This is a genomic window from Mesorhizobium sp., assembly GCF_004963255.1.
In the GTDB taxonomy this organism is placed as follows: Bacteria; Pseudomonadota; Alphaproteobacteria; order Rhizobiales; family Rhizobiaceae; genus Mesorhizobium.
The window spans coordinates 73,440-95,980 of the sequence record NZ_SUGA01000017.1 but is presented as its reverse complement, the minus strand read 5'-3'; the positions used below and the strand labels follow the sequence as shown (position 1 = coordinate 95,980).

At 63.4% G+C, this 22,541-nt stretch carries 25 protein-coding genes; 7 read left to right on the top strand and 18 right to left on the bottom strand.

Going from position 1 to position 22,541, the window contains the following annotated elements; all coding sequences use genetic code 11:
- Nucleotides 1-34: 34 nt before the first annotated feature.
- The 3 genes from pyrH to E5X34_RS18785 all read right to left on the bottom strand — a co-directional run bounded on the left by pyrH (nt 35) and on the right by E5X34_RS18785 (nt 2,614).
- The gene (gene pyrH, locus E5X34_RS18795) at nt 35-757 is read right to left on the bottom strand and encodes a UMP kinase (RefSeq protein WP_292567726.1); all 723 of its coding nucleotides are present in this window, start codon (nt 755-757) and stop codon (nt 35-37) included.
- 184 nt (nt 758-941) lie between these two features.
- Nucleotides 942-2,051 (bottom strand): aldo/keto reductase, encoded by a 1,110-nt coding sequence (locus tag E5X34_RS18790; protein WP_292567724.1) that lies wholly within the window; start codon nt 2,049-2,051, stop codon nt 942-944.
- Nucleotides 2,052-2,086: 35 nt separating this feature from the next.
- Entirely contained in the window at nt 2,087-2,614 is a 528-nt protein-coding gene (locus E5X34_RS18785; RefSeq protein ID WP_292567721.1) for a nuclear transport factor 2 family protein, read from the bottom strand.
- 115 nt (nt 2,615-2,729) lie between these two features.
- On the opposite strand from E5X34_RS18785, the gene E5X34_RS18780 reads away from it, so the two are divergent.
- A complete protein-coding gene (locus E5X34_RS18780) occupies nt 2,730-3,656 on the top strand; it encodes a LysR family transcriptional regulator (RefSeq protein ID WP_292567719.1) in 927 nt (308 codons plus the stop codon).
- Between the two features lie 54 nt (nt 3,657-3,710).
- Here E5X34_RS18780 and tsf read toward each other — a convergent pair whose 3' ends face one another.
- From tsf to E5X34_RS18755, 5 genes are all read right to left on the bottom strand, one after another.
- A complete protein-coding gene (gene tsf, locus E5X34_RS18775) occupies nt 3,711-4,631 on the bottom strand; it encodes a translation elongation factor Ts (protein WP_040987261.1) in 921 nt (306 codons plus the stop codon).
- 121 nt (nt 4,632-4,752) lie between these two features.
- The gene (rpsB, locus tag E5X34_RS18770; protein WP_040994986.1) at nt 4,753-5,532 is read right to left on the bottom strand and encodes a 30S ribosomal protein S2; all 780 of its coding nucleotides are present in this window, start codon (nt 5,530-5,532) and stop codon (nt 4,753-4,755) included.
- Nucleotides 5,533-5,708: 176 nt separating this feature from the next.
- Nucleotides 5,709-6,320: a LysE family translocator gene (locus tag E5X34_RS18765; RefSeq protein ID WP_292567716.1), complete on the bottom strand. Its 612-nt coding sequence runs from the start codon at nt 6,318-6,320 to the stop codon at nt 5,709-5,711.
- Entirely contained in the window at nt 6,317-6,595 is a 279-nt protein-coding gene (locus tag E5X34_RS18760; RefSeq protein ID WP_292567714.1) for a DUF4031 domain-containing protein, read from the bottom strand. Before E5X34_RS18760 ends, E5X34_RS18765 begins: the two co-directional genes overlap by 4 nt.
- 82 nt (nt 6,596-6,677) lie before the next feature.
- Nucleotides 6,678-7,508, bottom strand: coding sequence for a cell envelope integrity EipB family protein (locus E5X34_RS18755; RefSeq protein ID WP_292567712.1), 831 nt, complete (start codon nt 7,506-7,508; stop codon nt 6,678-6,680).
- Nucleotides 7,509-7,647: 139 nt separating this feature from the next.
- On the opposite strand from E5X34_RS18755, the gene E5X34_RS18750 reads away from it, so the two are divergent.
- From E5X34_RS18750 to E5X34_RS18730, 5 genes are all read left to right on the top strand, one after another.
- A complete protein-coding gene (locus E5X34_RS18750; protein ID WP_292567710.1) occupies nt 7,648-8,112 on the top strand; it encodes a RidA family protein in 465 nt (154 codons plus the stop codon).
- Between the two features lie 9 nt (nt 8,113-8,121).
- Entirely contained in the window at nt 8,122-8,850 is a 729-nt protein-coding gene (locus tag E5X34_RS18745) for a glycerophosphodiester phosphodiesterase (protein WP_292567708.1), read from the top strand.
- Between the two features lie 53 nt (nt 8,851-8,903).
- A complete protein-coding gene (locus E5X34_RS18740; RefSeq protein WP_292567706.1) occupies nt 8,904-10,118 on the top strand; it encodes a GNAT family N-acetyltransferase in 1,215 nt (404 codons plus the stop codon).
- 171 nt (nt 10,119-10,289) lie between these two features.
- The gene (locus E5X34_RS18735) at nt 10,290-11,963 is read left to right on the top strand and encodes a sulfatase-like hydrolase/transferase (RefSeq protein ID WP_292567704.1); all 1,674 of its coding nucleotides are present in this window, start codon (nt 10,290-10,292) and stop codon (nt 11,961-11,963) included.
- A gap of 65 nt (nt 11,964-12,028) precedes the next feature.
- Nucleotides 12,029-12,457 (top strand): HIT family protein, encoded by a 429-nt coding sequence (locus E5X34_RS18730; RefSeq protein WP_292567702.1) that lies wholly within the window; start codon nt 12,029-12,031, stop codon nt 12,455-12,457.
- Nucleotides 12,458-12,469: 12 nt separating this feature from the next.
- On the opposite strand, the gene E5X34_RS18725 is transcribed toward E5X34_RS18730, so the two are convergent.
- The 6 genes from E5X34_RS18725 to E5X34_RS18700 form a co-directional block, all read right to left on the bottom strand.
- Nucleotides 12,470-12,820 carry an AzlD domain-containing protein gene (locus E5X34_RS18725; RefSeq protein WP_292567770.1) on the bottom strand — a complete coding sequence of 117 codons (351 nt, stop codon included), beginning with the start codon at nt 12,818-12,820 and terminating at the stop codon, nt 12,470-12,472.
- Nucleotides 12,817-13,554 carry an AzlC family ABC transporter permease gene (locus E5X34_RS18720; RefSeq protein WP_292567699.1) on the bottom strand — a complete coding sequence of 246 codons (738 nt, stop codon included), beginning with the start codon at nt 13,552-13,554 and terminating at the stop codon, nt 12,817-12,819. Before E5X34_RS18720 ends, E5X34_RS18725 begins: the two co-directional genes overlap by 4 nt.
- A gap of 166 nt (nt 13,555-13,720) precedes the next feature.
- Nucleotides 13,721-14,347, bottom strand: coding sequence for a chloramphenicol phosphotransferase (locus E5X34_RS18715; protein WP_292567697.1), 627 nt, complete (start codon nt 14,345-14,347; stop codon nt 13,721-13,723).
- A gap of 65 nt (nt 14,348-14,412) precedes the next feature.
- Nucleotides 14,413-16,878, bottom strand: coding sequence for an ATP-dependent Clp protease ATP-binding subunit ClpA (gene clpA, locus E5X34_RS18710; protein ID WP_042642578.1), 2,466 nt, complete (start codon nt 16,876-16,878; stop codon nt 14,413-14,415).
- 6 nt (nt 16,879-16,884) lie between these two features.
- Nucleotides 16,885-17,211: an ATP-dependent Clp protease adapter ClpS gene (gene clpS, locus E5X34_RS18705; protein WP_040972327.1), complete on the bottom strand. Its 327-nt coding sequence runs from the start codon at nt 17,209-17,211 to the stop codon at nt 16,885-16,887.
- Nucleotides 17,212-17,488: 277 nt separating this feature from the next.
- Nucleotides 17,489-17,818, bottom strand: coding sequence for a phasin family protein (locus E5X34_RS18700; protein WP_042642580.1), 330 nt, complete (start codon nt 17,816-17,818; stop codon nt 17,489-17,491).
- A 288-nt stretch (nt 17,819-18,106) separates the two neighbouring features.
- On the opposite strand from E5X34_RS18700, the gene E5X34_RS18695 reads away from it, so the two are divergent.
- Nucleotides 18,107-19,531 (top strand): D-alanyl-D-alanine carboxypeptidase family protein, encoded by a 1,425-nt coding sequence (locus tag E5X34_RS18695; protein WP_292567695.1) that lies wholly within the window; start codon nt 18,107-18,109, stop codon nt 19,529-19,531.
- Between the two features lie 42 nt (nt 19,532-19,573).
- On the opposite strand, the gene E5X34_RS18690 is transcribed toward E5X34_RS18695, so the two are convergent.
- From E5X34_RS18690 to E5X34_RS18675, 4 genes are all read right to left on the bottom strand, one after another.
- Nucleotides 19,574-20,272: a molecular chaperone DnaJ gene (locus E5X34_RS18690; protein WP_292567693.1), complete on the bottom strand. Its 699-nt coding sequence runs from the start codon at nt 20,270-20,272 to the stop codon at nt 19,574-19,576.
- A 100-nt stretch (nt 20,273-20,372) separates the two neighbouring features.
- A complete protein-coding gene (locus E5X34_RS18685; protein ID WP_292567691.1) occupies nt 20,373-20,807 on the bottom strand; it encodes a DUF1489 family protein in 435 nt (144 codons plus the stop codon).
- Between the two features lie 73 nt (nt 20,808-20,880).
- On the bottom strand, nt 20,881-21,096 hold the full coding sequence (locus E5X34_RS18680) for a hypothetical protein (RefSeq protein WP_292567689.1): 216 nt from the start codon (nt 21,094-21,096) through the stop codon (nt 20,881-20,883).
- A 25-nt stretch (nt 21,097-21,121) separates the two neighbouring features.
- A complete protein-coding gene (locus E5X34_RS18675) occupies nt 21,122-22,525 on the bottom strand; it encodes an L-serine ammonia-lyase (RefSeq protein ID WP_292567687.1) in 1,404 nt (467 codons plus the stop codon).
- Between the last annotated feature and the right edge of the window lie 16 nt (nt 22,526-22,541).

Genomic DNA, 22,541 nt, shown 5'->3' with positions numbered 1-22,541 from the left:
GGTTCCGCAGTCGCTTAACGGATTCCGGGGCCTGTTACTTGTCCGTGACGACCGTGCAATGGCCGCCGCCCCTCAGAATATCGCCGAAACCACCTTTTTCGTGGATCGAATAGACGATTATCGGGATGTTGTTTTCGCGCGCAAGTGCAATCGCGGCGGTATCCATGATCGCAAGCCCGCGTTTGATGACTTCGGCGTGGCTGATGCGATCGAAGCGGACAGCGTTCGGATCTTTCTTGGGATCTGCCGAATAAACCCCGTCGACCTGCGTGCCCTTGAACAGCGCGTCGGCGCCGATCTCGGCGGCGCGAAGGGCCGCGGCCGAATCGGTGGTGAAGAACGGATTGCCGGTGCCACCGGCGAAGATGACCACCTTGCCCTGATTCATATAGGCGGTCGCCTGGCGCTGGGAAAAGCTCTCGCAGAGCTCCGGCATGGCGATCGCCGACAGCACGACAGCGTCGACGCCGATCTTGTTCAGCGAGGTGCGCAGCGCCAGCGAGTTGATGACGGTGGCGAGCATGCCCATGTGGTCGCCGGTGACGCGGTCGCCGCCCTTCGAGGCGACGGCGACGCCGCGAAAAATGTTGCCGCCGCCGATGACGACGCCCACTTCAACGCCCATCGCGCGCGCCTCGGCGATGTCGGCGGCGATGCGGTCGACCACCGAGACGTCGATGCCGAAATGCTGCTCGCCCATCAACGCTTCGCCGGAAGCTTTCAGCACGACACGTCGATAGAGGGGCTTATCCGTCATCTTGATCCTCGAAAATCTCGGCGCGGCAATTTTGGAGGCAAAACCGCCCCCGCTTCATCCGGCGATGCTGTCATGACGGGTTGACCCGATACACGAAGGGCGCGGCGATGTCACGCCGCGCCCTCGTGCAAAATTCCAGGCTTTTTCGGTCAGTTGCCGCCTTTTGATCTTTGCCCTTCTTCAATCAGTCGCTTGAGATGCTGACCGCTTCGCCTTCGATGATGACGGGAGGCGAATAGCCGGCCGGCTTGTCGCCGGTCACCGCGCCGCCGGTCACCCGCACCTGGATCTCGGAGCCGAAATAGGGATGCGGGAACGGAGCGGGCGTGGCGCTGACCTTTTCCAGCCGCGCGCGAAGCTCGGCGGGTATAGAAAAATCAAGCGCGCCGAGATTGTCCTCGAGCTGGTTGAGCTTGGTTGCTCCGAGGATGACGGAGGCGACGCCCGGCTGCGTCGCCACCCAGTTGAGCGCAACCTGCGCCATGCTGCGTCCAAGCTCAGCCGCCACCTTCTCGAGCTCCGCCACGATCGCCCAGTTGCGGTCACTGAACTTCTGGAAGCCGGGATGCGTGGTGTTGCGGAAGCCGTCGAGCCGGCCGGCATTCCCGGCTTGCGTCGGCCTGTATTTGCCGCTGAGCAGCCCGCTGGCCAAAGGGCTCCACACCATGATGCCGGTGCCATGACGGGCGGCGAAAGGCACATATTCATGCTCGATGGCGCGCTCGGCGAGCGAGTATTCGAGCTGCAGCGCCGAGACCGGCTCATAGCCGCGCAATTCGGCGATCGCCTGGGCGCGGCCGGCATACCAGGCCGGCACGTCAGAGAGGCCGATATGGCGCACCTTGCCGGCGCGTACGAGGTCATCCAGGGTGCGGAGCACCTCTTCGGCTGGCGTGACCCTGTCCCAGACATGCAGAAGGTAAAGGTCGATATAGTCGGTGCCGAGCCGCTTCAAGGAGGCATCCACCGCACGCATGATGTTCTTGCGGCCATTGCCTCCGGCATTGGGGTTACCCGGTTCCGAGTTGAAGGTGAATTTGGTGGCGATCACCGCCTTGTCGCGCAGGCCACGCTCGGCGACGAACTCGCCGAGCCAGGTTTCGGCCGTGCCGCCGGTATAGAGATCGGCCGTGTCGAAGAAGTTGCCGCCCACTTCGACATAGGCGTCGAACATGGCGCGGGCGGTGTCCCTGTCCGCGCCCCAGCCCCATTCGGTGCCGAAGGTCATGGTGCCGAGCGCCAGCCGGCTGACGCGCAGCCCGCTGTTGCCAAGCGTGTAATAGGTCATGGTCATGGTGGTCTTCCGATTCTGAACTGATGTGCTGCGTTTCACTGGCCGGGGGTCGCCTTGACCCAGGGATTGCCGCGGTCATGCGTCATGCGGAAGGTGAAGCCATCGACCTTCCACCCGGCAGCCGAGCGCGTCAAATGGTGCTCATAGGTCCCCCAGACCTCCCAGAGCGGGTCGCCATTGCCTTCCATCCGGTTCCAGGCATAGCCGTTGGAGCGGACGGTCGCGGCATCGGCTTCGAGCACGACCTGATGGTTGGTGCGCAGATGCAGGCTGGTCTTGCTGCCCTTGAGGTTGCCCGCCCAGGCGCCGATCAGGTCGTCGGAGGCGATGTTGGCCGCGGGCTGGCCGGAGAGGCTGCTGAAATCGGCGGTGACACGCTCGGCGAAATAGCTGCGCGCCAGCTTCCAGTCCTGCGCATCCACCGCGCGGTCGATGGCGTCGGCAACGCGGATCACAGCGAGCTCATCGGCAAGCGCCTGCCAACCGGCCGGTTCGGCGCCGCCGGCGTCGACCGGCGCCAATGCCACGCCCGCTGCAAAGGTTACATGTCTCAACGCATTCATTTTGTCTCTCCTTGAGGCATCAGCCCGCCGCCGATGTGTTGACGCCAATATGGGTTGGTTTGAGAGCATCGATAAGGTTGCATGATCTGCAAAGACTATGCGATATCATTCACGAATGGATCGCGATCTGCTCACACATTTGCCGGTCATCGTCGCCGTGGCGCGGCGCGGCGGCTTCGCGCTTGCCGCGGCTGAGCTCGGCATGAGTCCGTCTGCGGTGAGCCATGCGGTGCGGCTCGTGGAAGAGCGTGTCGGCCAGCCGCTCTTCGCCCGCACGACGCGCAGCGTCTCGTTGACCGAAGCCGGCAAGGCGCTGGTGGAGACGGCGGCCCCTGCCCTGCAGGACATCGCCGAGCGGATGGACCGCATCCGCGGCGTGAAGGGAAGGCCGGCCGGCCTGCTCAGGATCAATGCCTCCAACATAGCGATCCCCCTGGCGGTGACGCCGGTGGTCGCGGCGATGGCCGAACGCTACCCCGATGTGACGGTCGAGATCGTTGCCGACCAGGGACTTATCGATATCGTCGGCGAAGGTTTTGATGCGGGTATCCGGCTGGGCGAGATGATCGCGCAGGACATGGTCACCGTCCGGGTGACGCCGCCGTTTAAAGCCGTGATCGTCGCCTCTCCCGCCTATGTCGGAAAGCATGGCCGTCCGCGCGACGTTGCCGATCTCGCCAACCACAACTGCATCGGCTACCGGCTGGTTCGGTCCGGCGCGCTTTACCGCTGGGACCTGAACGACAAAGGCAAGGATGTCGTTGTCGAGACACGCGGCACGGCCGTTGTCACGGATTCGCTTGGCGCCATCGATCTGGCGCTGGCCGGCGTCGGGCTCGCCTACGTTTTCGAGCCGCTGGTGCGCGCCGACCTTGCAGCCGGCCGCCTCATCCAGATCCTGCCGCAGACGGCGATCGAGGAGCCGGGCCTCTTCCTCTATTTTCCACGCCGCGCGTCGATGGCGCCGAAGCTCAGGGCCTTTATCGACACCGCGCAAGAAATCGGCCGAGCATCCATGCGGACACCCGGCCGAGTTGCCTGAGCTCGTGAGCTCTTCACCTTAAGGGAAACGCGATGCGCTCCCCTTGGATCGGAGCTATTTCTTGACCGCTGCCGCGACTTCCGCCGCGAAATCGGTCGTTTCCTTCTCGATGCCCTCGCCCAGCGCGTAACGCAGATAGGCGGTGATCTTGGCCGGAGCGCCGATCTCCTTCTCGGCATCCTTCAGCGCCTTCTCGACGGTGATGTCGGGATTGAGCACGAAGGCCTGCTTCAAAAGCACCACCTCTTCATAGAACTTGCGCAGGCGGCCCTCGACCATCTTCTCGATGATCGCTTCCGGCTTGCCGGACTGGCGCGCCTGATCGGAGAAGATCGCCTTCTCGCGCTCGACGAGCGCCGGGTCGACTTCCTCGGCCGTCAGCGCGACCGGGTTGCTGGCGGCGACATGCATCGCGACCTGGCGGGCAAAGGCGTTGGCGGCATGCTCGTTGCCGGTGGTCTCGATGGCCACAAGCACGCCGAGCTTGCCGAGGCCGTCGGCAACCGCGTTGTGGACATAGGTCGCCACCACGCCATGCGGCACGGTGAGCTTGGCCGAACGGCGGAAGCCCATGTTCTCGCCGATGGTGCCGACAGCGTCCTTGATGGTGTCGGTGACGGACTTGTCGGAGCCCGGATACTTCGCGGCGGCGACTGCCTCCGTCGTGCCGTAGGCGAGCGCGACCTTGGCCACGTTGGCCACGATCTCCTGGAAGGCCGCATTGCGGGCAACGAAGTCGGTCTCGGAATTGACCTCGACAACCGCGGCTTCACGCACGCCGGCATCGACGCCGATCAAACCCTCGGCGGCAGTGCGCCCGGCCTTCTTGTCGGCCTTCGAGATACCCTTCTTGCGCAGCCAGTCGACGGCCGCTTCCATGTCGCCGTTGGTCTCGTTCAACGCCGCCTTGCAGTCCATCATGCCCGCGCCGGTCAAGTCGCGGAGTTCTTTGACCTGTGCAGCCGAAATCGTCATTGTCGCCTCTTTGTCTCAAATGCGCCGACGCACCAACCGGGACTCGGGTGATGCGCTCGGCAAAAGCGCTTTAGCGCGCCAATTTATTGGAAAGATGAAGGCCGGGATCCGGCCTTCCTTATCAAGCTTCCGGAGCTTCGGCAGCCGGAGTGTCGAGCGCCGGCTCGACCGGAGCCTCGGCCGAAGCGCCGATATCGACGCCAAGCGCGCCCTGCTGGCGGGCAATGCCGTCGATGGCAGCCTTGGCGATCAGGTCGCAATAGAGCTGGATGGCGCGGGCCGCGTCGTCATTGCCGGGGATCGGGAAGTCGATCTTGTCCGGGTCGCAGTTCGAATCGATGATGGCCACGACCGGAATGCCGAGGCGCTTGGCTTCGAGGATGGCGATCGCTTCCTTGTTGGTGTCGATGACGAACATCAGGTCCGGCGTCGAGCCCATGTCCTTGATGCCGCCGAGAGCCTTGTTGAGCTTCTCGCGCTCGCGGTCGAGGTTCAGGCGCTCCTTCTTGGTGAGGCCCTGGGCCTCGCCGGCCAGCGTCTCGTCAAGCTTGCGCAGGCGCTGGATGGAGTTCGAGATCGTCTTCCAGTTGGTGAGCATGCCGCCCAGCCAGCGCGAGTTGACATAATACTGGGCCGAACGCTGCGCGGCGTCGGCGACGATGTCGGAGGCTTGGCGCTTGGTGCCGACGAACAGCACGCGGCCGCCCTTGGCGACGGTGTCGGACACCTGCTTCAAGGCCTGGTGCAGCAGCGGCACCGTCTGCGACAGGTCGATGATGTGGATGTTGTTGCGGGCGCCATAGATGTAAGGCGCCATCTTCGGGTTCCAGCGATGGGTCTGGTGGCCGAAGTGAACACCAGCTTCCAAAAGCTGGCGCATGCTGAAATCTGGCAGAGCCATTCTTTAGTTCCTTTCCGGTTGGCCTCCACGGACACAGGCATTTCGGACGGGATGTCCTGATGCCACCGGAGGTTTCAGCCGGATTTCTCCCGGGCAGACACCAAAGTCCGTGTGTGGAATGAGCGCGCATATAGAGGGGAAGTCCCTTAAACGCAAGCCGTGCATCGCTGCGCGGCTCAACGTGCGGCAATCAGCGCACCGGTGCCGATCATCGCGCCGCCGGCGAACCTGTTCACCAGGCGCATGCGCCTCGGGGTGTTGAACCAGCCGGCTGCCCGGCCGGCCATCGCGGCGTAGATGCCCATGGTGATGACATTGACGCTGATCACGACGAGCACCACCAGCAGGCCATCGGCGAAGGTCATGGTATCGAGGTTCAGGATCAGTGGCATGATGGAGGCGTGGAACAGGATCGCCTTCGGATTGCCGAGCGCAATGGAAGCGCCGAGAACGAAGGACCGCGACAGCCGAGCCTGCGACTGAGGAGATTCGTCCTGTTGTTTGGCGGCGGCTCGCCACATCCTCATCCCGAGAAAGACGAGGTAAGCGGCGCCCGCGTATTTCAGCAAAAGAAAAATCCATTCGAAGGTCTGGGCAATGGCCACCAGTCCGAGCAGCGCCAGGGTGACCAGCACGGCGTCGCCCGCGGCGACGCCCACGCCGGTGATGAACGCCCGGCCGAAGCCCCGCGACAAACCGTTAGTGATGACCGCGAACATCGCCGGCCCAGGCGTGGCGGCTGCCAATGTGATTGCGACGCAATATGCCAGGAACGCCGTCACCGTCATCGTCTCACCTTCCCATTCGGCACTCGCACACGGCGGAAGACCGCCACGATCTCCTCGCGGCTGCATTCGATGGCCCCGAGCCGCACCGCGCGGTCGCGCTCTAAGCCGGTTATATCGTAGTGCGGTGCCGACGTCTTGGGCGGCCCCTGGTAGGACGAGCGTTTGATGCCGAGTTCGGCAGCAAAGCGGTGCAGTTCATCCGTATCGTCGGCAAGGAGATGGCACCAGCGGTGGCCGGCCCATTTCCAGATCACCGCATCGACATAGACCGCCATCAGGCTCGCCGCACTTGGTAGGCCTCACACATGGCGCCTGGAGGTCAAGGCTGCAAGCGCGATCGCCGATCGTCCGGAATCGCTATTTCGAAGCCGGGCAAGGCTTGGTCTGGTCGAACAGCGACAGGTTCACCAGCTTGCCGGTCATCGAGAAGTCGCCATAGTCCATGACGAGGTCGCGGGTGATGCCGTTCTCGTGCAGCTTGAAGCTGATCCGGTACTCCGGCACCTCTTCGCCGCTTTTGTCGGTATCATCGAAATAGGCGATGTCGACCGGCCAGTATTTGTCCGAGGCGAGCTTGGCCAGCGCCGGCGCTTCCGGATCCGTCTTGTCGGATTCGGTCTTCTTGCCGACGATGACGGTGGTGCTCATCACCTTGTTGGCGTCCTCGGAGCCGTCGAACAGATTGGTCTGGTAGAAATTCTCGCCCTTCTCGGCCTTGCCGATCAGTTCGACCAGATGCTGGGTCGGAAACTGCGTGGCCGCAAGCTCGAGACTGCTCTTCTCCGGCTTGTCGATATCGACCTTGAGGCCCTTCGCTTCCCTCGTGGCCACCCCCTTCACCTCCTTGTCGAGGTTCTGGTCGACAAAGGATTTCGTCACGAAGGAAAAGGTCTTGCCTTCGGCATCCTCGAAAGTGGTCGTCTGCTGATCGGTGAGCCTGGTGTTGTCACTGGTGACGATCTGGGTGACGAAACGGAACTTGACCGTGTAACCCTCGCAGGCGGAGCCGTTGAACTCATAGACCATGCGGCCGGTGATGCCCGTGATGCCCGAACGATCGGAGGCCTTGTTGAGTGTCAGATCGTAGACCGCGCGATGCGCCTGCAGCGCGGGCACCGCAAGGGCCGGCGCCATTGGGAACGCTGCCGAAAGACAGGCGGCGGCGAGAAAAAGGCGCGTTGCGCGCATACGTTGCTCCGATCGTCGCGGCCGCGAGACAGGCCGCAGGGAAAGATGGTCCAGCTTAAAAAAAGTCGTGGCGGAAGCGAGGCAAAAATAGCAATTTCGGCCCGGCCAACGCGGCGCCTTCCAGCAATAGGGAAAACCAATGAGCGAAACAATCGAAAAGCGGCTAAGCGATCTTGGCGTGGCCATTCCGGCCGCCGCCGCGCCCGCCGCCAACTATGTGCCCTATTGCCGGACCGGCAACACGCTGTTCACCGCCGGCCAGCTGCCGCTGAAGGACGGCAAGCTGCAGGCAAGCGGGCTGCTCGGCCGCGACATCGACACCGCCGCCGGCAAGGAAGGCGCGAAATTCTGCGCCATCAACATCCTGGCGCAGGCCAAGGCGGCGCTCGGTGATCTCGAAAAGATCCGGCGTCTGGTCAAGATCACCGTCTTCGTCGCTTCGGCTCCTGATTTCGTCGAGCAGCATCTTGTTGCCAACGGCGCCTCCGACTTCCTGGTCGCGGCACTCGGCGAGCGTGGCAAGCACGCCCGATCCGCCGTCGGCACCGCCGCGCTGCCGCTCAACGCCGCGGTCGAGATCGAAGCGATCTTCGAAGTTGAGTGAGGGTTCCTGATGACCGATCTCTCCTGGCTGATTGCCCGCCCCGTCGCGCATCGCGGCTTTCACGACATGAACAAGACCCGCTGGGAGAACACGCTGTCGGCCTTCGCCGCGGCGGCCGAACGCGGCTATGCCATCGAATGCGACGTGCATCTCTCGTCGGATGGCGTCCCGGTGATCATCCATGACGGCGACCTGAAGCGCCTGACTGGCGAGGACGGCTTCCTCTGGCAACGCACCGCAGCCGAACTGGCTACGCTCAGGATCGGCGGCACCAAGGACCATGTGCCGACGCTGCAGGAAGCGCTCGACCTGATCGACGGCCGCGTGCCGCTGGTGGTCGAACTGAAAGGCGTTCCCGGCCATGACGCGGGCCTGGTGGCAGCCGTCGGCCGGCTGCTCAAGCGCTACAAGGGCAAGGTGGCCATCATGTCGTTCGATCACTGGCTGATCCGCGACTTCGCCAGGGACGCGCCGGGCATCCCCGGTGGGCTGACCGCCTATGGCAAGGACAACCAGCTGATCGAGGCGCATTTCGCCATGCTCGCGCATGATCTCGCCTTCACCTCCTACGCCGCGGGCGACCTGCCCAACCCCTTCGTCAGCTTCGTGCGCGAGAAGCTCAAAATGCCTGTCATCACCTGGACCGTACATGACCAGCCGGCGGTCGACCTCACCTTCAAATACGCCGATCAGATGACCTTCGAGGGTTTCGAGCCGGACCTGGTGAAGGTCGCCTGAGGAATGCCCGAAACGTGACTTGCAGCGTCCTTGAGGACGCTTAAATAAGCCCCATGGATCAAGGCGACGACGATGATGGACAGGCAGCGAACGCGGATTATGCGATCCGCGTCGCGGCAGGCATCGGCGCGTTCACCTGCGAGGAATGGGACGGCTTTGCCGGCACCACGCGCGGCGATAAAGAAAACGGCTACAACCCGCTGGTTTCATTCGCCTTTCTGAGCGCCTTGGAAGATTCCGGCTGTGCTGTTCGGCGCACCGGCTGGCAAGGTCATCACCTTAGACTTGAAACGGCGCAAGGCAGGCTTCTCGGCGCTGTTCCCTGTTATCTTAAATCGCACAGCCAGGGCGAATATGTCTTCGACCATGGCTGGTCGGACGCCTTCGAGCGCGCCGGCGGCCGCTACTATCCCAAGCTGCAATGCTCGGTGCCGTTCACGCCGGTGACCGGCCCTCGCCTGCTCGTCAGCAAAGGCGAGAATGAAGGTGCGGTACGGGCAGGCCTGGCGGAGGGGTTGAAACTCTTGACCGACAAGCTCGGCGTCTCTTCCGCGCATGTCACCTTCGCAAACGAGCCCGACGTCGCGACGCTGGAAGCGGCGGGCTTCCTGCATCGCACCGACCAGCAGTTCCATTTCTTCAACGAAGGCTTTTCGACTTATGACGACTTCCTCGCCACGCTTGCCTCACGCAAGCGCAAGGCGATGAAGAAGGAGCGCCGCGAGGCGCTTGTCGACGGCATCTCAATCGACTGGCTGACCGGCAAGGACATCACCGAAAGCGCCTGGGACGATTTCTTCGCCTTCTACATGGATACCGGCGGCCGCAAATGGGGCCGGCCCTATCTCAACCGGCAGTTCTTCTCGCTGATCGGCGAGCGCATGGCCGACGACATCCTTCTGGTGATGGCCAAGCGAAATGGCCGCTACATCGCCGGCGCCATCAACTTCATCGGTTCCGACGCGCTCTACGGCCGCAACTGGGGCTGCATCGAGGACCACCCTTTCCTGCATTTCGAGGTCTGCTACCACCAGGCCATCGACTTCGCCATCGAGCGCAAGCTCAAAGTGGTGGAGGCAGGCGCGCAGGGTGAGCACAAGCTGGCTCGCGGCTACCGTCCCGTGACCATGCATTCGGCGCACTACATTTCGCATCCCGGCTTGCGCAATGCCGTCGCCGATTATCTCAGGCGCGAGCGGCGCGAGGTCGAGCGCATGGGCGAGTATCTCGAAGAGCACACGCCCTTCCGCAAGGATCTCGGCGAATAAGCGGCCCGGCTGTCACTGCGGCTTTCCGGCGACCGGAACCAGGAATGAAAAGCAGGCGACCAGGAACAGCACGGCGCCGTGCGCGCCAGAAGACGCCGGCTGTTTACCGGATCGGTGGAATCCGCTAGTCAATCGCCAGGGGTATTGGTGCGCGAGCACCGCGGGGTTGGCATGCTGCTTTTGGCATCTTGGGGCGTCGGGCAATGGCTCGGTGTGGCGGGGCTCGTGGCCGCGCCGTTGTTGACCGCCTGGCTCGAAGGCAAGCCGGGAACATGGCCGATCGGTTATTCCACCTTCTTCCTTCTGTTTGCGTTCCTGCATCTGCTATTCCCGTGCAAGGTCGTCGCGCTTTGGATGACGCTCGTGCTGACGGCCATCATCGGCATCGCTTCGAAGCTCAAATATCGCTATCTCGGCTTCAATCTTCTGGCCGGAGATCTCTATCATCTGGCCGTAAGCAGCTGGCGCAGCGTCTTTGTCGACCACGCCCGCATGGCGATCCCTGCCCTCTTCGCCGGGGCGGCGATCGTTGCGGCGGCCGTGCTTGTCGACATGACTGTGGCGGAACAGGCGACGCCGCTCTCGATGCGTCTCGCATTGTTCGCCGTGGCGGTCCTGGTCTACATGGCAGTCTACCGGCTGAGCGGCGGAGCGCCTCGCTTCCGCTTCGACCTGCTAACCAGGGATCGCGCGCATCTTTCCGCTTTCGTGGCGTCATGGCTCGGCGCTGGGCCTTCGCGACGGCCGGGCTTCGTCGATATCACGCCCGATCCGCTGCCGCTTCTGCCGCCTGTGCCGGCAAGGCGGGAGAACGGCGAGGCTCGGCCGCACATCTTCATGATCCTGCATGAATCGACCTTTGATCCGAGGCATCACGGTGTGCCGATCGGCCGTTCCTTCGAACGGTTCTTCTCGCCCACGAACAGCCTGTCGGGGGCTTTGCATGTCGATGTTTTCGGCGGCAGCACGCTGCAGACCGAATTTTCGGTGCTGACCGGCCTGTCCTCGCTTTCCTTTGGGAACGACAGCCGCTTCGTCTTTCATCTGCTGGCCGGGCGGGTGCGCCACTCGTTGCCGTCGGTGCTTTCCGGCATGGGGTATCACGTGTCGCATGTGAGCTGCGACCGTCCCAACTTCGTCAACTGCGATCGCTTCTACAAATCGATCGGGTTCGAGGAGGTAACCTATGCCCCGACCTTGCCGCCGCCCTTCGATCTGGAGCGCTGGCGCCGGGAGCGTCATGACGAACAGCTTTACAGCCAAGCGCTGAGCCGGATCGCGGACCGCTTGGAAGGCGAGAAACCCTGTTTTCTCTCGATAATGACGCTGATGAATCACGGCGATCATCGTCGCCGTATTTTCCCCCCCGAGCTTCGAGCCGAAGTCCGACGTGAAGCCGTCGCGCTGACGGGCAATGAGAATTACGGCGAATATGCCGTGCGACTGGCTGAAAGCGTCGAGGCCTACGCCGCGTTTCGCGAGAAGCTTGAAACCGCGCTGAATGGTCGGCCGGCCATCATCGTGCGTTATGGCGATCACCAGCCCTCATTCACGGCCGCCCTCACCGGCCTGCCGCCGTCCGACAGGGCCTTGCACAAAACCTTCTACGCGATCGAGACGATCAACAGCGCGTTGCCCGGCGATCTGGCGGCCCCCGCCATGCTCGATGCGGCGTTCCTGTCGACATTGACGATGTCCGCCGCGCGTCTGCCGCTCGATCCGGTATTCGCGACCAGGACAGCCCTTCTGGCGGACTGTGCCGCGCCCTATTTCGCGAGCGAATCCGTGGGCAAGAAACGCTTCCACCGGGCTCTCGTCGAAGCGGGCATGGTCGATCTCGCCTGAACGCCTTGCCGCCCGTCTGCGGCTTCGCTACACCGGACGGCGAATGCAATTGGGAGTGTCACCCCATGGCCGAAGCCTATGATCCCGGCAACATCTTCGCGAAAATCCTGCGCGGCGAGATCCCCTCGCACCGCGTCTATGAGGACGATGCAATCGTCGCCTTCATGGATGTGATGCCGCAGGGCACGGGCCACACGCTGGTGGTGCCCAAGGCGCCGTCGCGCAACATGCTCGACGCGGATCCGGCGACGCTCGGCCCGCTGTTCGCGGTCGTCCAGAAGATAGCCGTGGCGGTGAAAAAGGCCTTGGACGCCGACGGCGTCACCATCATGCAGTTCAACGAGCCGGCTTCCGGGCAGACCGTCTACCATCTCCATGTCCACGTCGTGCCACGCTTCGAGGGCGTGCCGCTGAAGCCGCATTCCGGCCAGATGGAGAAGCCGGAGGTGCTGGCCGAGAACGCCGGTAAGATCCGGGCGGCGCTGGGTGGCTGAGACGGGGCGAAATCAGAAGTTCAGATAAAGTCCCGCCAGCAGCAGAGACTCGGCTGTGGCGATACCGACGACCATGCGCTTTCCCGACACCAGATAGCCCACGAAACCCAGAGCCGCCGCCGCTATCCTCAAGTCAAGCGAAGTGTGCGCAAGCGCGCCGCCTGGAAAGACAATCAGGTTGCCGATGACGGCTGCAACAAGCGCCGTCGCCATGGTGCGAACCAGTACCAACAGGTCTGAATCTTCGGAGAGCTTGCCGCCAAGATAAACGCCGAGGAAGCGCCAGATATCCGTCGCGGCGAAACCGGCGACGAGAATGAACATATATGGCCACCACCAGGCGCCGCTAGAAAAGTAACTCACGCCGCGCGCACCTTGCGCCGCCACAATTGCAAGCCATAGGCGACCGTGCCGCCGATCAGTCCGGCAACCAGCAAATCGATCTGCGGCAACACTATGTGGAAGACCGGTCCGAGGACGAGGCCCAGGACCATTGCGACATGCCCTGCCCGTTCGCGTGCGGAACCCCACAACGAGGTCAGGAAATACATCGGCGTCAACATCAGCAGCGCGGCCGAAACGGCGGACGGCAGCGCATCCGCCACTGCATAGACGACGGTCACGACGATGACATTCGTCGTCACCAGCGTGCCGCCGAGGCCGGCATAGTAAGTCGTACGCATTGGAGGCGGGACGCGCTTGAGGCGCTCCATGGCCAGCACCCAGGAGGTCACGGCCACGAAATGCGCCAGGAGGTAGAGCACGCATTGCCGGGTTTTCCCGGTGCGCATCTCGGGTGCCAGCGCCATCACCATCGGCATAAGACGTATGGCGGACAACGTGACGGCGAACATCGCCGCCGGCAGCGCCGCTCCAGATCCGATCGCGCCCACCAGCACGACCATGGATGGCAGCGCCCACACCGTTCCGGTCATGAAAGCCGCCTGTGCCATCGTGACCCCGGCGTCCTTCGCCAAGGCGGCAAAGCCAATGAACGAGCTGACGAGGATCAGGCCAGGCAGGGAAAAGGCCGCGCGGACACCACGCAGGAACCAGGTGGAACGAAGCGCTGCGGCGTCCGAGGTCCAAGTCGACATGTGCCGGCCATAGCATGCGCGGCCATAGGATGCGACCGCAGCGAAAGCGGCGCATCGTCTTTCCATTGATCCAGCAGAATCCGTTGGCGGTTGGAGGACGTCGGCCACGCGCAGCCACAACCCTTGCCGGCAAGACCCGTGCGGCGTTGGGAAGTTGCCCTTTACTTCAGCCAACCGGTAGTTGCGCGAGGATCCGAAATGCCGATGGCTCCGGTCCGCTGGACAGGTGCAGCCGAATTGCCTCAGCGCAATCCTGCGGGCTCAGCGGCGACGTATCGACTTCCAGATCGTAGATACCGGGTTTGTGCACCTCCTCCTGCCAGAGGCGGACAGGCAGCGGCACGGGATCGTCGTCCGTTCCGACGACATAGGGTGTATCGGTCTCGCTTGTGGCGCGCCTTCGCAGAACCACCTCGATCGGGCATTGGACGCCGACGAACAGGACCGGCAGGCCGGCCAAGCGCCGGGCACATTCGGGAAGGATGTTCAGGGGCCTAGAATAGGCGTCGTGGTGACCGACATCGACGACGACATTGAGCCCCAGCCGGCTGTGGGCCGCGATTGCGTTGTAAAGCGCCGCGTAGAGCAGCGGCACGAAAGCCTCGATGTCGGGGCGTTCGCCGCCGGGGCGCAAGCCGATGCCGGGGCGCAGCCGCGGCGGTGTACCATGGGCGTACGCATCGACGCCAAGATTGATCCAGACACCCTCGAATGTCTCCTGGATCGCAGCGGCGACGCTCGACTTTCCCGAGCGCGGTGCCCCGTTGAGGATGATGATCTGTCCGGCGTCCAAGCAGCGCTCCCTTCAACGAAAAAGGCCCCGTTGCCGGGGCCCTTTGTATTTCAAGCGAGCGCCGATCAGCCCTTGCGCGGCAGTTGCGGCACAAGGCTGCGCTTGTTGCCGTCCTTGCCCTTCGGCTCCGGCTTCTGCGCCACCGCCTTCTTGGGCGCAGGCTTCTTGGCCACCGCCTTCTTCGGCTTCGGCGCGTCTTCCGGCTCTTCCTTCTTCGGCTGCACGGGCGACTCGTCGGCGAGCGATTCGAGCTTCAGGCCGGATTCGCCGGTCTCCTTCTTCTCGACGGTGACGCGCACCGTGCCGCCCTTCTTGAGCTTGCCGAACAGCACTTCGTCCGCCAGCGGCTTCTTAATGTGCTCCTGGATGACCCGGCCGAGCGGACGCGCGCCCATGCGCTCGTCATAGCCCTTGTCGGCCAGCCATGCGATCGCGTCCTGCGACAGGTCGAAGGTGACGCCACGCTCGGAGAGCTGGGCCTCGAGCTGCATGACGAACTTCTGCACCACCTGATGGATCACCGGCACCGGCAGCGAGCCGAACGGGATGATCGCATCGAGACGGTTGCGGAACTCCGGCGTGAACAGCCGGTTGATCGCCTCGACGTCGTCGCCTTCGCGCTTGGTCGAGCCGAAGCCGATCGCCGCGCGCTGCGCATCCGACGCGCCCGCATTGGTGGTCATGATCAGGATCACGTTGCGGAAGTCGATCTGCTTGCCGTTATGGTCGGTCAGCTTGCCATGGTCCATCACCTGCAACAGGATGTTGAACAGATCCGGATGAGCCTTCTCGACCTCGTCGAGCAGCAGCACGCAATGCGGGTGCTGGTCCACGCCGTCGGTGAGCAGGCCGCCCTGGTCGAAGCCGACATAGCCGGGAGGCGCGCCGATCAGCCGCGAGACGGTGTGGCGTTCCATATATTCCGACATGTCGAAGCGGATAAGCTCGACGCCGAGCGAGGCGGCAAGCTGCTTGGCTACTTCCGTCTTGCCGACGCCGGTCGGACCCGAGAACAGGTAGGAGCCGATCGGCTTCTCCGGTTCACGCAGGCCGGCGCGCGCCAACTTGATCGCCGAGGTGAGCGCGGTGATCGCGGTGTCCTGGCCGTAGACGACGCGCTTCAGCTCGACGTCCAGACCCTGCAGCACCTTCTCGTCATCGGCCGAGACCGTCTTCGGCGGGATGCGCGCCATGGTGGCGATCGTCGCCTCGATCTCCTTTATGCCGATCGTCTTCTTGCGCTTGGCCTCCGGCACCAGCATCTGCGAGGCGCCGGTCTCGTCGATCACGTCGATCGCCTTGTCCGGCAACTTGCGGTCGCTGATGTAACGGGCCGACAGCTCGACCGAGGCTTTGATCGCCTCGCTGGTGTAGCGGACCTTGTGGAACTCCTCGAAATAGGGTTTGAGGCCCTTCATGATCTCGATGGCGTCCTCGATGGTCGGCTCGTTGACGTCGATCTTCTGGAAGCGCCGTACAAGCGCGCGGTCCTTCTCGAAGAACTGGCGGAACTCCTTATAGGTGGTCGAGCCGATGCAGCGGATCGCGCCGGACGACAGCGCCGGCTTCAGGAGGTTCGATGCATCCATCGCGCCGCCCGAAGTGGCGCCGGCCCCGATCACGGTGTGTATCTCGTCGATGAACAGCACCGCGCCCGGGTAATCCTCGAGCTCCTTCACGACCTGCTTCAGCCGCTCCTCGAAGTCGCCGCGATAGCGGGTGCCGGCCAACAGCGTGCCCATGTCGAGTGCGAAGATGGTGGCGTCCTGCAGCACTTCCGGCACATCGCCTTCGACGATGCGCTTGGCAAGGCCCTCGGCGATCGCCGTCTTGCCGACGCCGGGGTCGCCGACATAGAGCGGGTTGTTCTTGGAGCGGCGGCACAGCACCTGGATGGTGCGGTTGATCTCGCTGTCGCGGCCGATCAGCGGGTCGATCTTGCCGGCGCGGGCCTTGTTGTTGAGGTTGACGCAGTAGGCCGTCAGCGCGTCCTGCTGCTTCTTCTTGCCGTTTTCCTCCTGCGGCTCGGCGCCGTTCTGGCCGCCCTGCTCGTCCTCGGCGCCGCGCGGGGTGCGCGATTCCGAAGCGCCCGGGCGCTTGGCGATGCCGTGCGAGATGTAGTTGACCGCGTCATAGCGGGTCATCTGCTGTTCCTGCAGGAAGTAGGCGGCGTGGCTCTCGCGCTCGGCGAAGATGGCGACGAGCACGTTGGCGCCGGACACTTCCTCGCGGCCGGACGACTGCACATGGATCACGGCGCGCTGGATGACGCGCTGGAAGCCTGCCGTCGGCTTGGAATCCTCGTCGTAACCGGTGACGAGGTTGTCCAGCTCGGTGTCGATATAGGTGAGCACGGTGTGCTTGAGCTCGTCGAGATCGACGTTGCAGGCGCGCATGACGGCGGCCGCCTCTGTGTCGTCAATCAGGGCAAGCAGCAGATGTTCGAGCGTCGCATACTCATGATGCCGCTCGTTGGCGAATGTCAGCGCCTGATGTAGCGCCTTTTCCAGGCCTTGGGAGAAAGCCGGCATGTTACCTCACTTCTTCTCCATCACGCATTGCAGCGGATGCTGATTCTGTCGGGCGAAATCCATGACCTGGGACACTTTGGTCTCGGCCACCTCGAATGTGTAGACGCCGCACTCGCCCACTCCATGATTGTGAACATGAAGCATGATGCGTGTGGCGGCCTCGCGGTCCTTTTGGAAAAAACGCTCCAGGACGTGAACGACGAACTCCATGGGAGTGTAGTCGTCGTTCAGAATGAGAACCCGGTAGAGGCTGGGCTTTTTGGTCTTGGTCTTGGTGCGCGTGATGACAGCGGTACCGCGACCGGGATCGTTGCGGTCCCCGTCACTTTGCATTCGCACCACGCCTGCCGTGGCAGTCAAACCGATCGTCACGTAGTCCAGCCTTTTCGAATCCTCATGCGAGTTCAACATGTAGGTTCTCGATGGACGATTTTAAGCCCTTCTGTTTAGCTGACAATATGGCTAGGTGGGCAAACCTCAGCGAATTTCTCAATCGTGAATGCGGCAATGTGCATCGGGTTGCGATCGGCCACGAAAAAACCCGGCCGCGCTACCGCGACCGGGTCCTTTTCACAGGCCGGCTGGGCGTATCGGATATGATCCGGCGAAATTACTTCGCCTTGGCAACCACCGATTCGAACGGCTTGTAAGCCTCCTTGGCGAGCTCGGCATAGAGATTGCCGATCTTGCTGGCCTCGGCCACGAAGCTCTCATAGCTCTGCTTGGCGTAATCGGTCTGGATCTCGATGGCCTTCTCGATCGACTTGGCCGCGAACAGCTTCTCGAAGGCGGCGCTGCCGGCCTCGAAGCTCTTCTTGGTGTATTCGCCGGCTTCGGTGGCGATCGCCTGCGCGCCCTTGGTGAGCGAGGCAAAGCTCTTCAGCCCGGTGTCGGCAAACTCCTTGCCGTATTTCGTGAAGTCCTCATAGGTCTGGGTCATTTCATACTTCCCTTGGTTGAAACGCCCTTTTTGCCCCGGGCGCCCTTGTGCAATGCACCTTAATATATTGTGCAACGCACAAAAGTCAAGAATCCCTTGTTGCGCAGGGGCTCCAGCGCCGCCGGCCGGTAAAATTCGATTAAAGAGAAGCTCGATTTGCCGAAAAATGGTGAACGCGGCGGTTACCATAAACGGATTGGTAACGCTGACCGCGATAGCTTGGCCGGAAGTGAGGCAGGCATTCCCGTAGCCGCCTCCGGGGCAACGAAAATTTCAGGGTAAGTAACGGTGCGTCAGGCGTTGTCGGGGCTGGTCTCCAAATCCTCATTCTCCTTCAAGGCAGTCATGGTCGCCGCGCTGGCGATGACGATCGTCGCCGCCGATGTCGCGTCGGCCCTTGCCGCAAAGTCCGCGGCCATTGTCGTGGATGCCAAGACCGGCAAGGTGCTCTATTCGGCCGACGCCAATGGCCGGCGCTATCCGGCTTCACTCACCAAGATGATGACGCTTTACCTCACCTTCGAGGCATTGGCGAAGGGCCGGATCAGCAAGAACACGCCTGTTCCATTTTCCGCGCATGCCTCCGCTGAGGCGCCTACCAAGCTTGGCGTGCGCGCCGGCGGCTCGGTTCCGGTCGAGACCGCTATTCTCTCGATCGTGACGAAATCGGCCAATGACTCGGCAACCGCGCTTGGCGAGATGCTCGGCGGCAGCGAAGACAATTTCGCCCGCATGATGACCGCCAAGGCGCGCCAGCTCGGCATGAACGGCACCGTCTTCCGCAACGCCAACGGTCTGCCCGACCCCGGCCAGTTCACCACCGCGCACGACATGGCCATGCTTGGCATCGCGCTGCGCGAGCACTTCCCGCAATATTACGGCTATTTCTCGCAACGCTCGTTCCTGTATGGCCGCCAGCGCATCAACGGCCACAACCGTCTGCTCGGCCGCATCAAGGGCGTCGACGGCATCAAGACCGGCTACACCCGCGCCTCGGGCTACAATCTCGTATCCTCCGTCGCAGACGGCGACCGCCGCCTCGTCGCGGTGGTGATGGGCGGCGCTTCCGGACGCAGCCGCGACAACCAGATGGCCGCGCTGATCACCACCTATCTGCCGCGCGCCTCGACGCGCGGCGGCGGCGATCTCATCGCCAAGGGCAACGACAACCCGATCAAGACGCTGGCCAAGGTCTTTTTGCCCAAGCATGACGCACCGACTCCGGACGAAAAGCCGGCGACGGACGACACTGTCGTTGCCTCGGCCGATGACGTCCAGGACGACACCCAACAGGTCGCCGAAGAGACGAAGCCCGTGATCCAGGTCAGGAAGGTTAAGACGGTTGCGGTGGCCGCCATGGCGCCGGCTGCCACGCCGCAGGAGACCACATCGCAAGCGGTCACGGCCTATGCCGAACCGACACCCGCCGCGCCGGCGATCGATCCGGTGAAGACCTCGTCGGTGCCGTCCGGCTGGGTGGTTCAGGTTGCTTCCTCGCCCACCAAATCCGGAGCTCAGAGCCTTCTCGATCAGACCGTCAAGCAGGCGCCGAAGGTCCTCGCAGATGCTTCCGGCTTCACCGTCGCCTTCGACAAGGACGGCGTCACCTATTACCGCGCCCGCTTTGGCGGCTTCGACTCGAAGAATGCCGCCTGGAAGGCCTGCGATGCCCTGAAGCGCAAGAAAATCTCGTGCTACGCCGTCGAGCAATAGGCGGCTGTTCAATCTCCCGGAAGGTACCGGCGTCGAAGGAGACTAATCGTGATTGGAGAGCAGGACGTCCTTGGCTTCATTGATCCGCGCCGCCAGGACAGACGTGCCGCCGACATCGGCATTCAGGCGCTGCATCAGGCGGCGGTGCGCCTTGCGGATATCCGCCGCGGCGGCCCCCGCTTCAAGACCAAGGACCTTGTAGGCCTCCTCCTTAGTCATGGCGCCCGCACCTGGCGCAACACTCAGCCCTTCGCCACCGTGCGGCTGCGCGTCCTTGCGCCAGACGGGAAAACGGCCGTCAAGATACGTCTCTAGGAGCTGACGACTCTCTGGATCGGGGCTGAGCTCGCCATAAAGCTGGCGCAGATCCGTCAGCCCCATCGCGCCAAGCATCTTGCCTTCATAGCGCCCGGCCAGAACAAGTCCCTCGAGCCTGCCGCTGTCATGGTCGAGGTCCATTTCGAGCGCGGCGGTGCGCACCGTCGAATGCTTGGAAGCGGCGGCCCGCGCCGGAGGCCGTCTCGTGCGAATCCAGCCGACCCAGGCGAGCGCCGCGAGCAGAAGCAGTCCGCCGATGAGGCTGCGGCCGAAGACCAGCATTGGCGCGCCGACCAGCCCCAGCAAAGCCGGCCCGAGCGATCGCAGACCGTCGGCCATCCTCGCCGCATCAGCACGCACAAAGAGCAACGCGGCGCCAAAAAGCACCACAAGGATTGCCGCCAATGCGAGGATCACACCCATCGGTTTGCGCCGCCATACGGATGACTGAGCATGGGAAATAGGATGGGACCTAGGTCCGGCGCTTGCAAGCCCCACGCTGGGCGAGCCGAAGGGCCAGCGCTTAGAGCAGGCCGAGTTCGGCGAGTTCGAGCCTCAGCTTCGGCGGCATCTCGGCGAGTGCCGCCCTGCCCTTGCCGAGATCGGCCGGCACATCGGCGGGCTTGAGGTAACGCCAGCCCTGGAAGGCGCGCCGCGGCTGCCAGTCGGTGCGCACGACCTCGGGATCGAGCACCAGATGACAGCGGCCGATACCTTCAGCGTCGGTGAAGGGCCTGATCTCGGTGATCAGCTGCCGGCACTGGACGCTGCCCTTGATCACCCAATAGAGCGAGCCGCCGTCCGTGATCTCGCTGCCGCGCGTCGGTACCATGCGGGTGGTGTGCCAGTGCTCGGCTGGTTCGCCGGCGCGGCGCCGCTCGTCGAGGCGGAAGGCGATCCACTCTTCGAGGTCCTCGACGCTGTCGCAGCCGACGCACAGTTTTAGGAGATTGAGCATGGTCGCAATCTAGCGACGGCATGATGAGCGTTCAACGCCCCGAGAAGTTTTGCACAGGCGAGAGGTTGCCGGCTCAATGGTCTCGCGCCGCCGTCTTGATGCCCTTCTCCCTGCAAATTTGGTGGAAGATAGCCAAAGATCTCGCCCCTTCCACGCAGAGCTGCTCGAGGTTCTGAGCATAGAAATCAGCGCCGCCAACAAGTCCGAGAAACTCGCCCCTCAGCATTCCAATTTTCGGATCGAAGACCACTAGCGCCTTATGACCATCGATTTCGATTGAGTGCTTCATCGTTTCGCCAACGCCTCCATTGGACTCAGCACTCCACCACGTTCACCGCCAGACCGCCGAGGCTGGTTTCCTTGTACTTCTCGTTCATGTCGAGGCCGGTCTGGCGCATGGTCTCGATCGCGGCGTCGAGCGGCACGAAATGCGTCCCGTCGCCCTTGATGGCCAAGGAGGCGGCGGTGACTGCCTTCACCGCGCCGAGCGCATTGCGCTCGATGCAGGGCACCTGCACCAGACCGCCGACCGGATCGCAGGTCATGCCGAGATGATGCTCGAGCGCGATCTCAGCGGCGTTCTCCACCTGCTCAGGGCTACCCCCCATGACGGCGCAAAGACCGGCGGCGGCCATGGCCGAGGCAGAGCCCACCTCGCCCTGGCAACCGACTTCGGCGCCCGAGATCGAGGCGTTGGACTTGATGATGCCGCCGACGGCGGCGGCCGTCAGCAGGAAATCGCGGATGCTCGGCTGGTCCGCCTCGGGATGGAAATGCAGCCAATAGCGCAGCACCGCCGGCAGCGTGCCGGCCGCGCCATTGGTCGGCGCCGTCACGACGCGCCCGCCGGCGGCGTTCTCCTCATTGACCGCCATGGCGTAGATCGACAGCCAGTCATTGGCCAGCAAAGGATTGGGCCGGTTCTGCTGCCACTGTTCCTGTAATTTGTCGTGCAATTGCCGCGCACGGCGGCGCACCTTCAGTCCGCCGGGCATGATGCCGTCCTGCGACAGGCCGCGGTCGATGCAGCCTTTCATCGCGCCCCAGATCGCGTCGAGGCCCGCATCGAGCTCCTCGCGCGACATGTGCTTTTCCTCGTTGGCGCGTTTCATCTCGGCGATCGAAAGCCCGCTCTTTGCCGCCATCGCCAGCATCTCGACGGCATTCTTGAAGGGATACGGCACTCGTCTGCCCTCGGTCGTCACCGAACCCTTGGCTTTCATGCGCTGCAATTCTTCCTCGGAAACGACGAAACCGCCGCCGATCGAATAGTAGATGCGCTTGAGCAGCAGCCGGTCGGACACGTCATAGGCATAGAAGGCCATGCCGTTGGCGTGGCCGGTCAGCGGCGTCTTGCGGTCGAGCACGAGGTCCTTGGCGGGATCGAAACGGTATATCGGATGCCCCAGCGGCGAAATCCGTTTTTCCGCGCCGATGCGGGCGACGATGCCGTCGGCCTCGTCCGGATCGACCGTCTGCGGCGTCTGGCCGGCCAGGCCGAGGATGACGGCGCGGTCCGAGCCGTGGCCGATGCCGGTATAGGCGAGCGAGCCATGGAGGCTGGCGCCGATGCGATCGACTTTGACGCCTGCCGGCCGCGGCCAGTCGCCGGCCAGGATCTCGTCGAGGAAGCGGCGCGCAGCCGTCATCGGCCCCATCGTGTGCGAGCTCGAAGGGCCGATGCCGATCTTGAACAGGTCGAAAACCGAAAGGAACACGGGCCGTTGTCTCCTG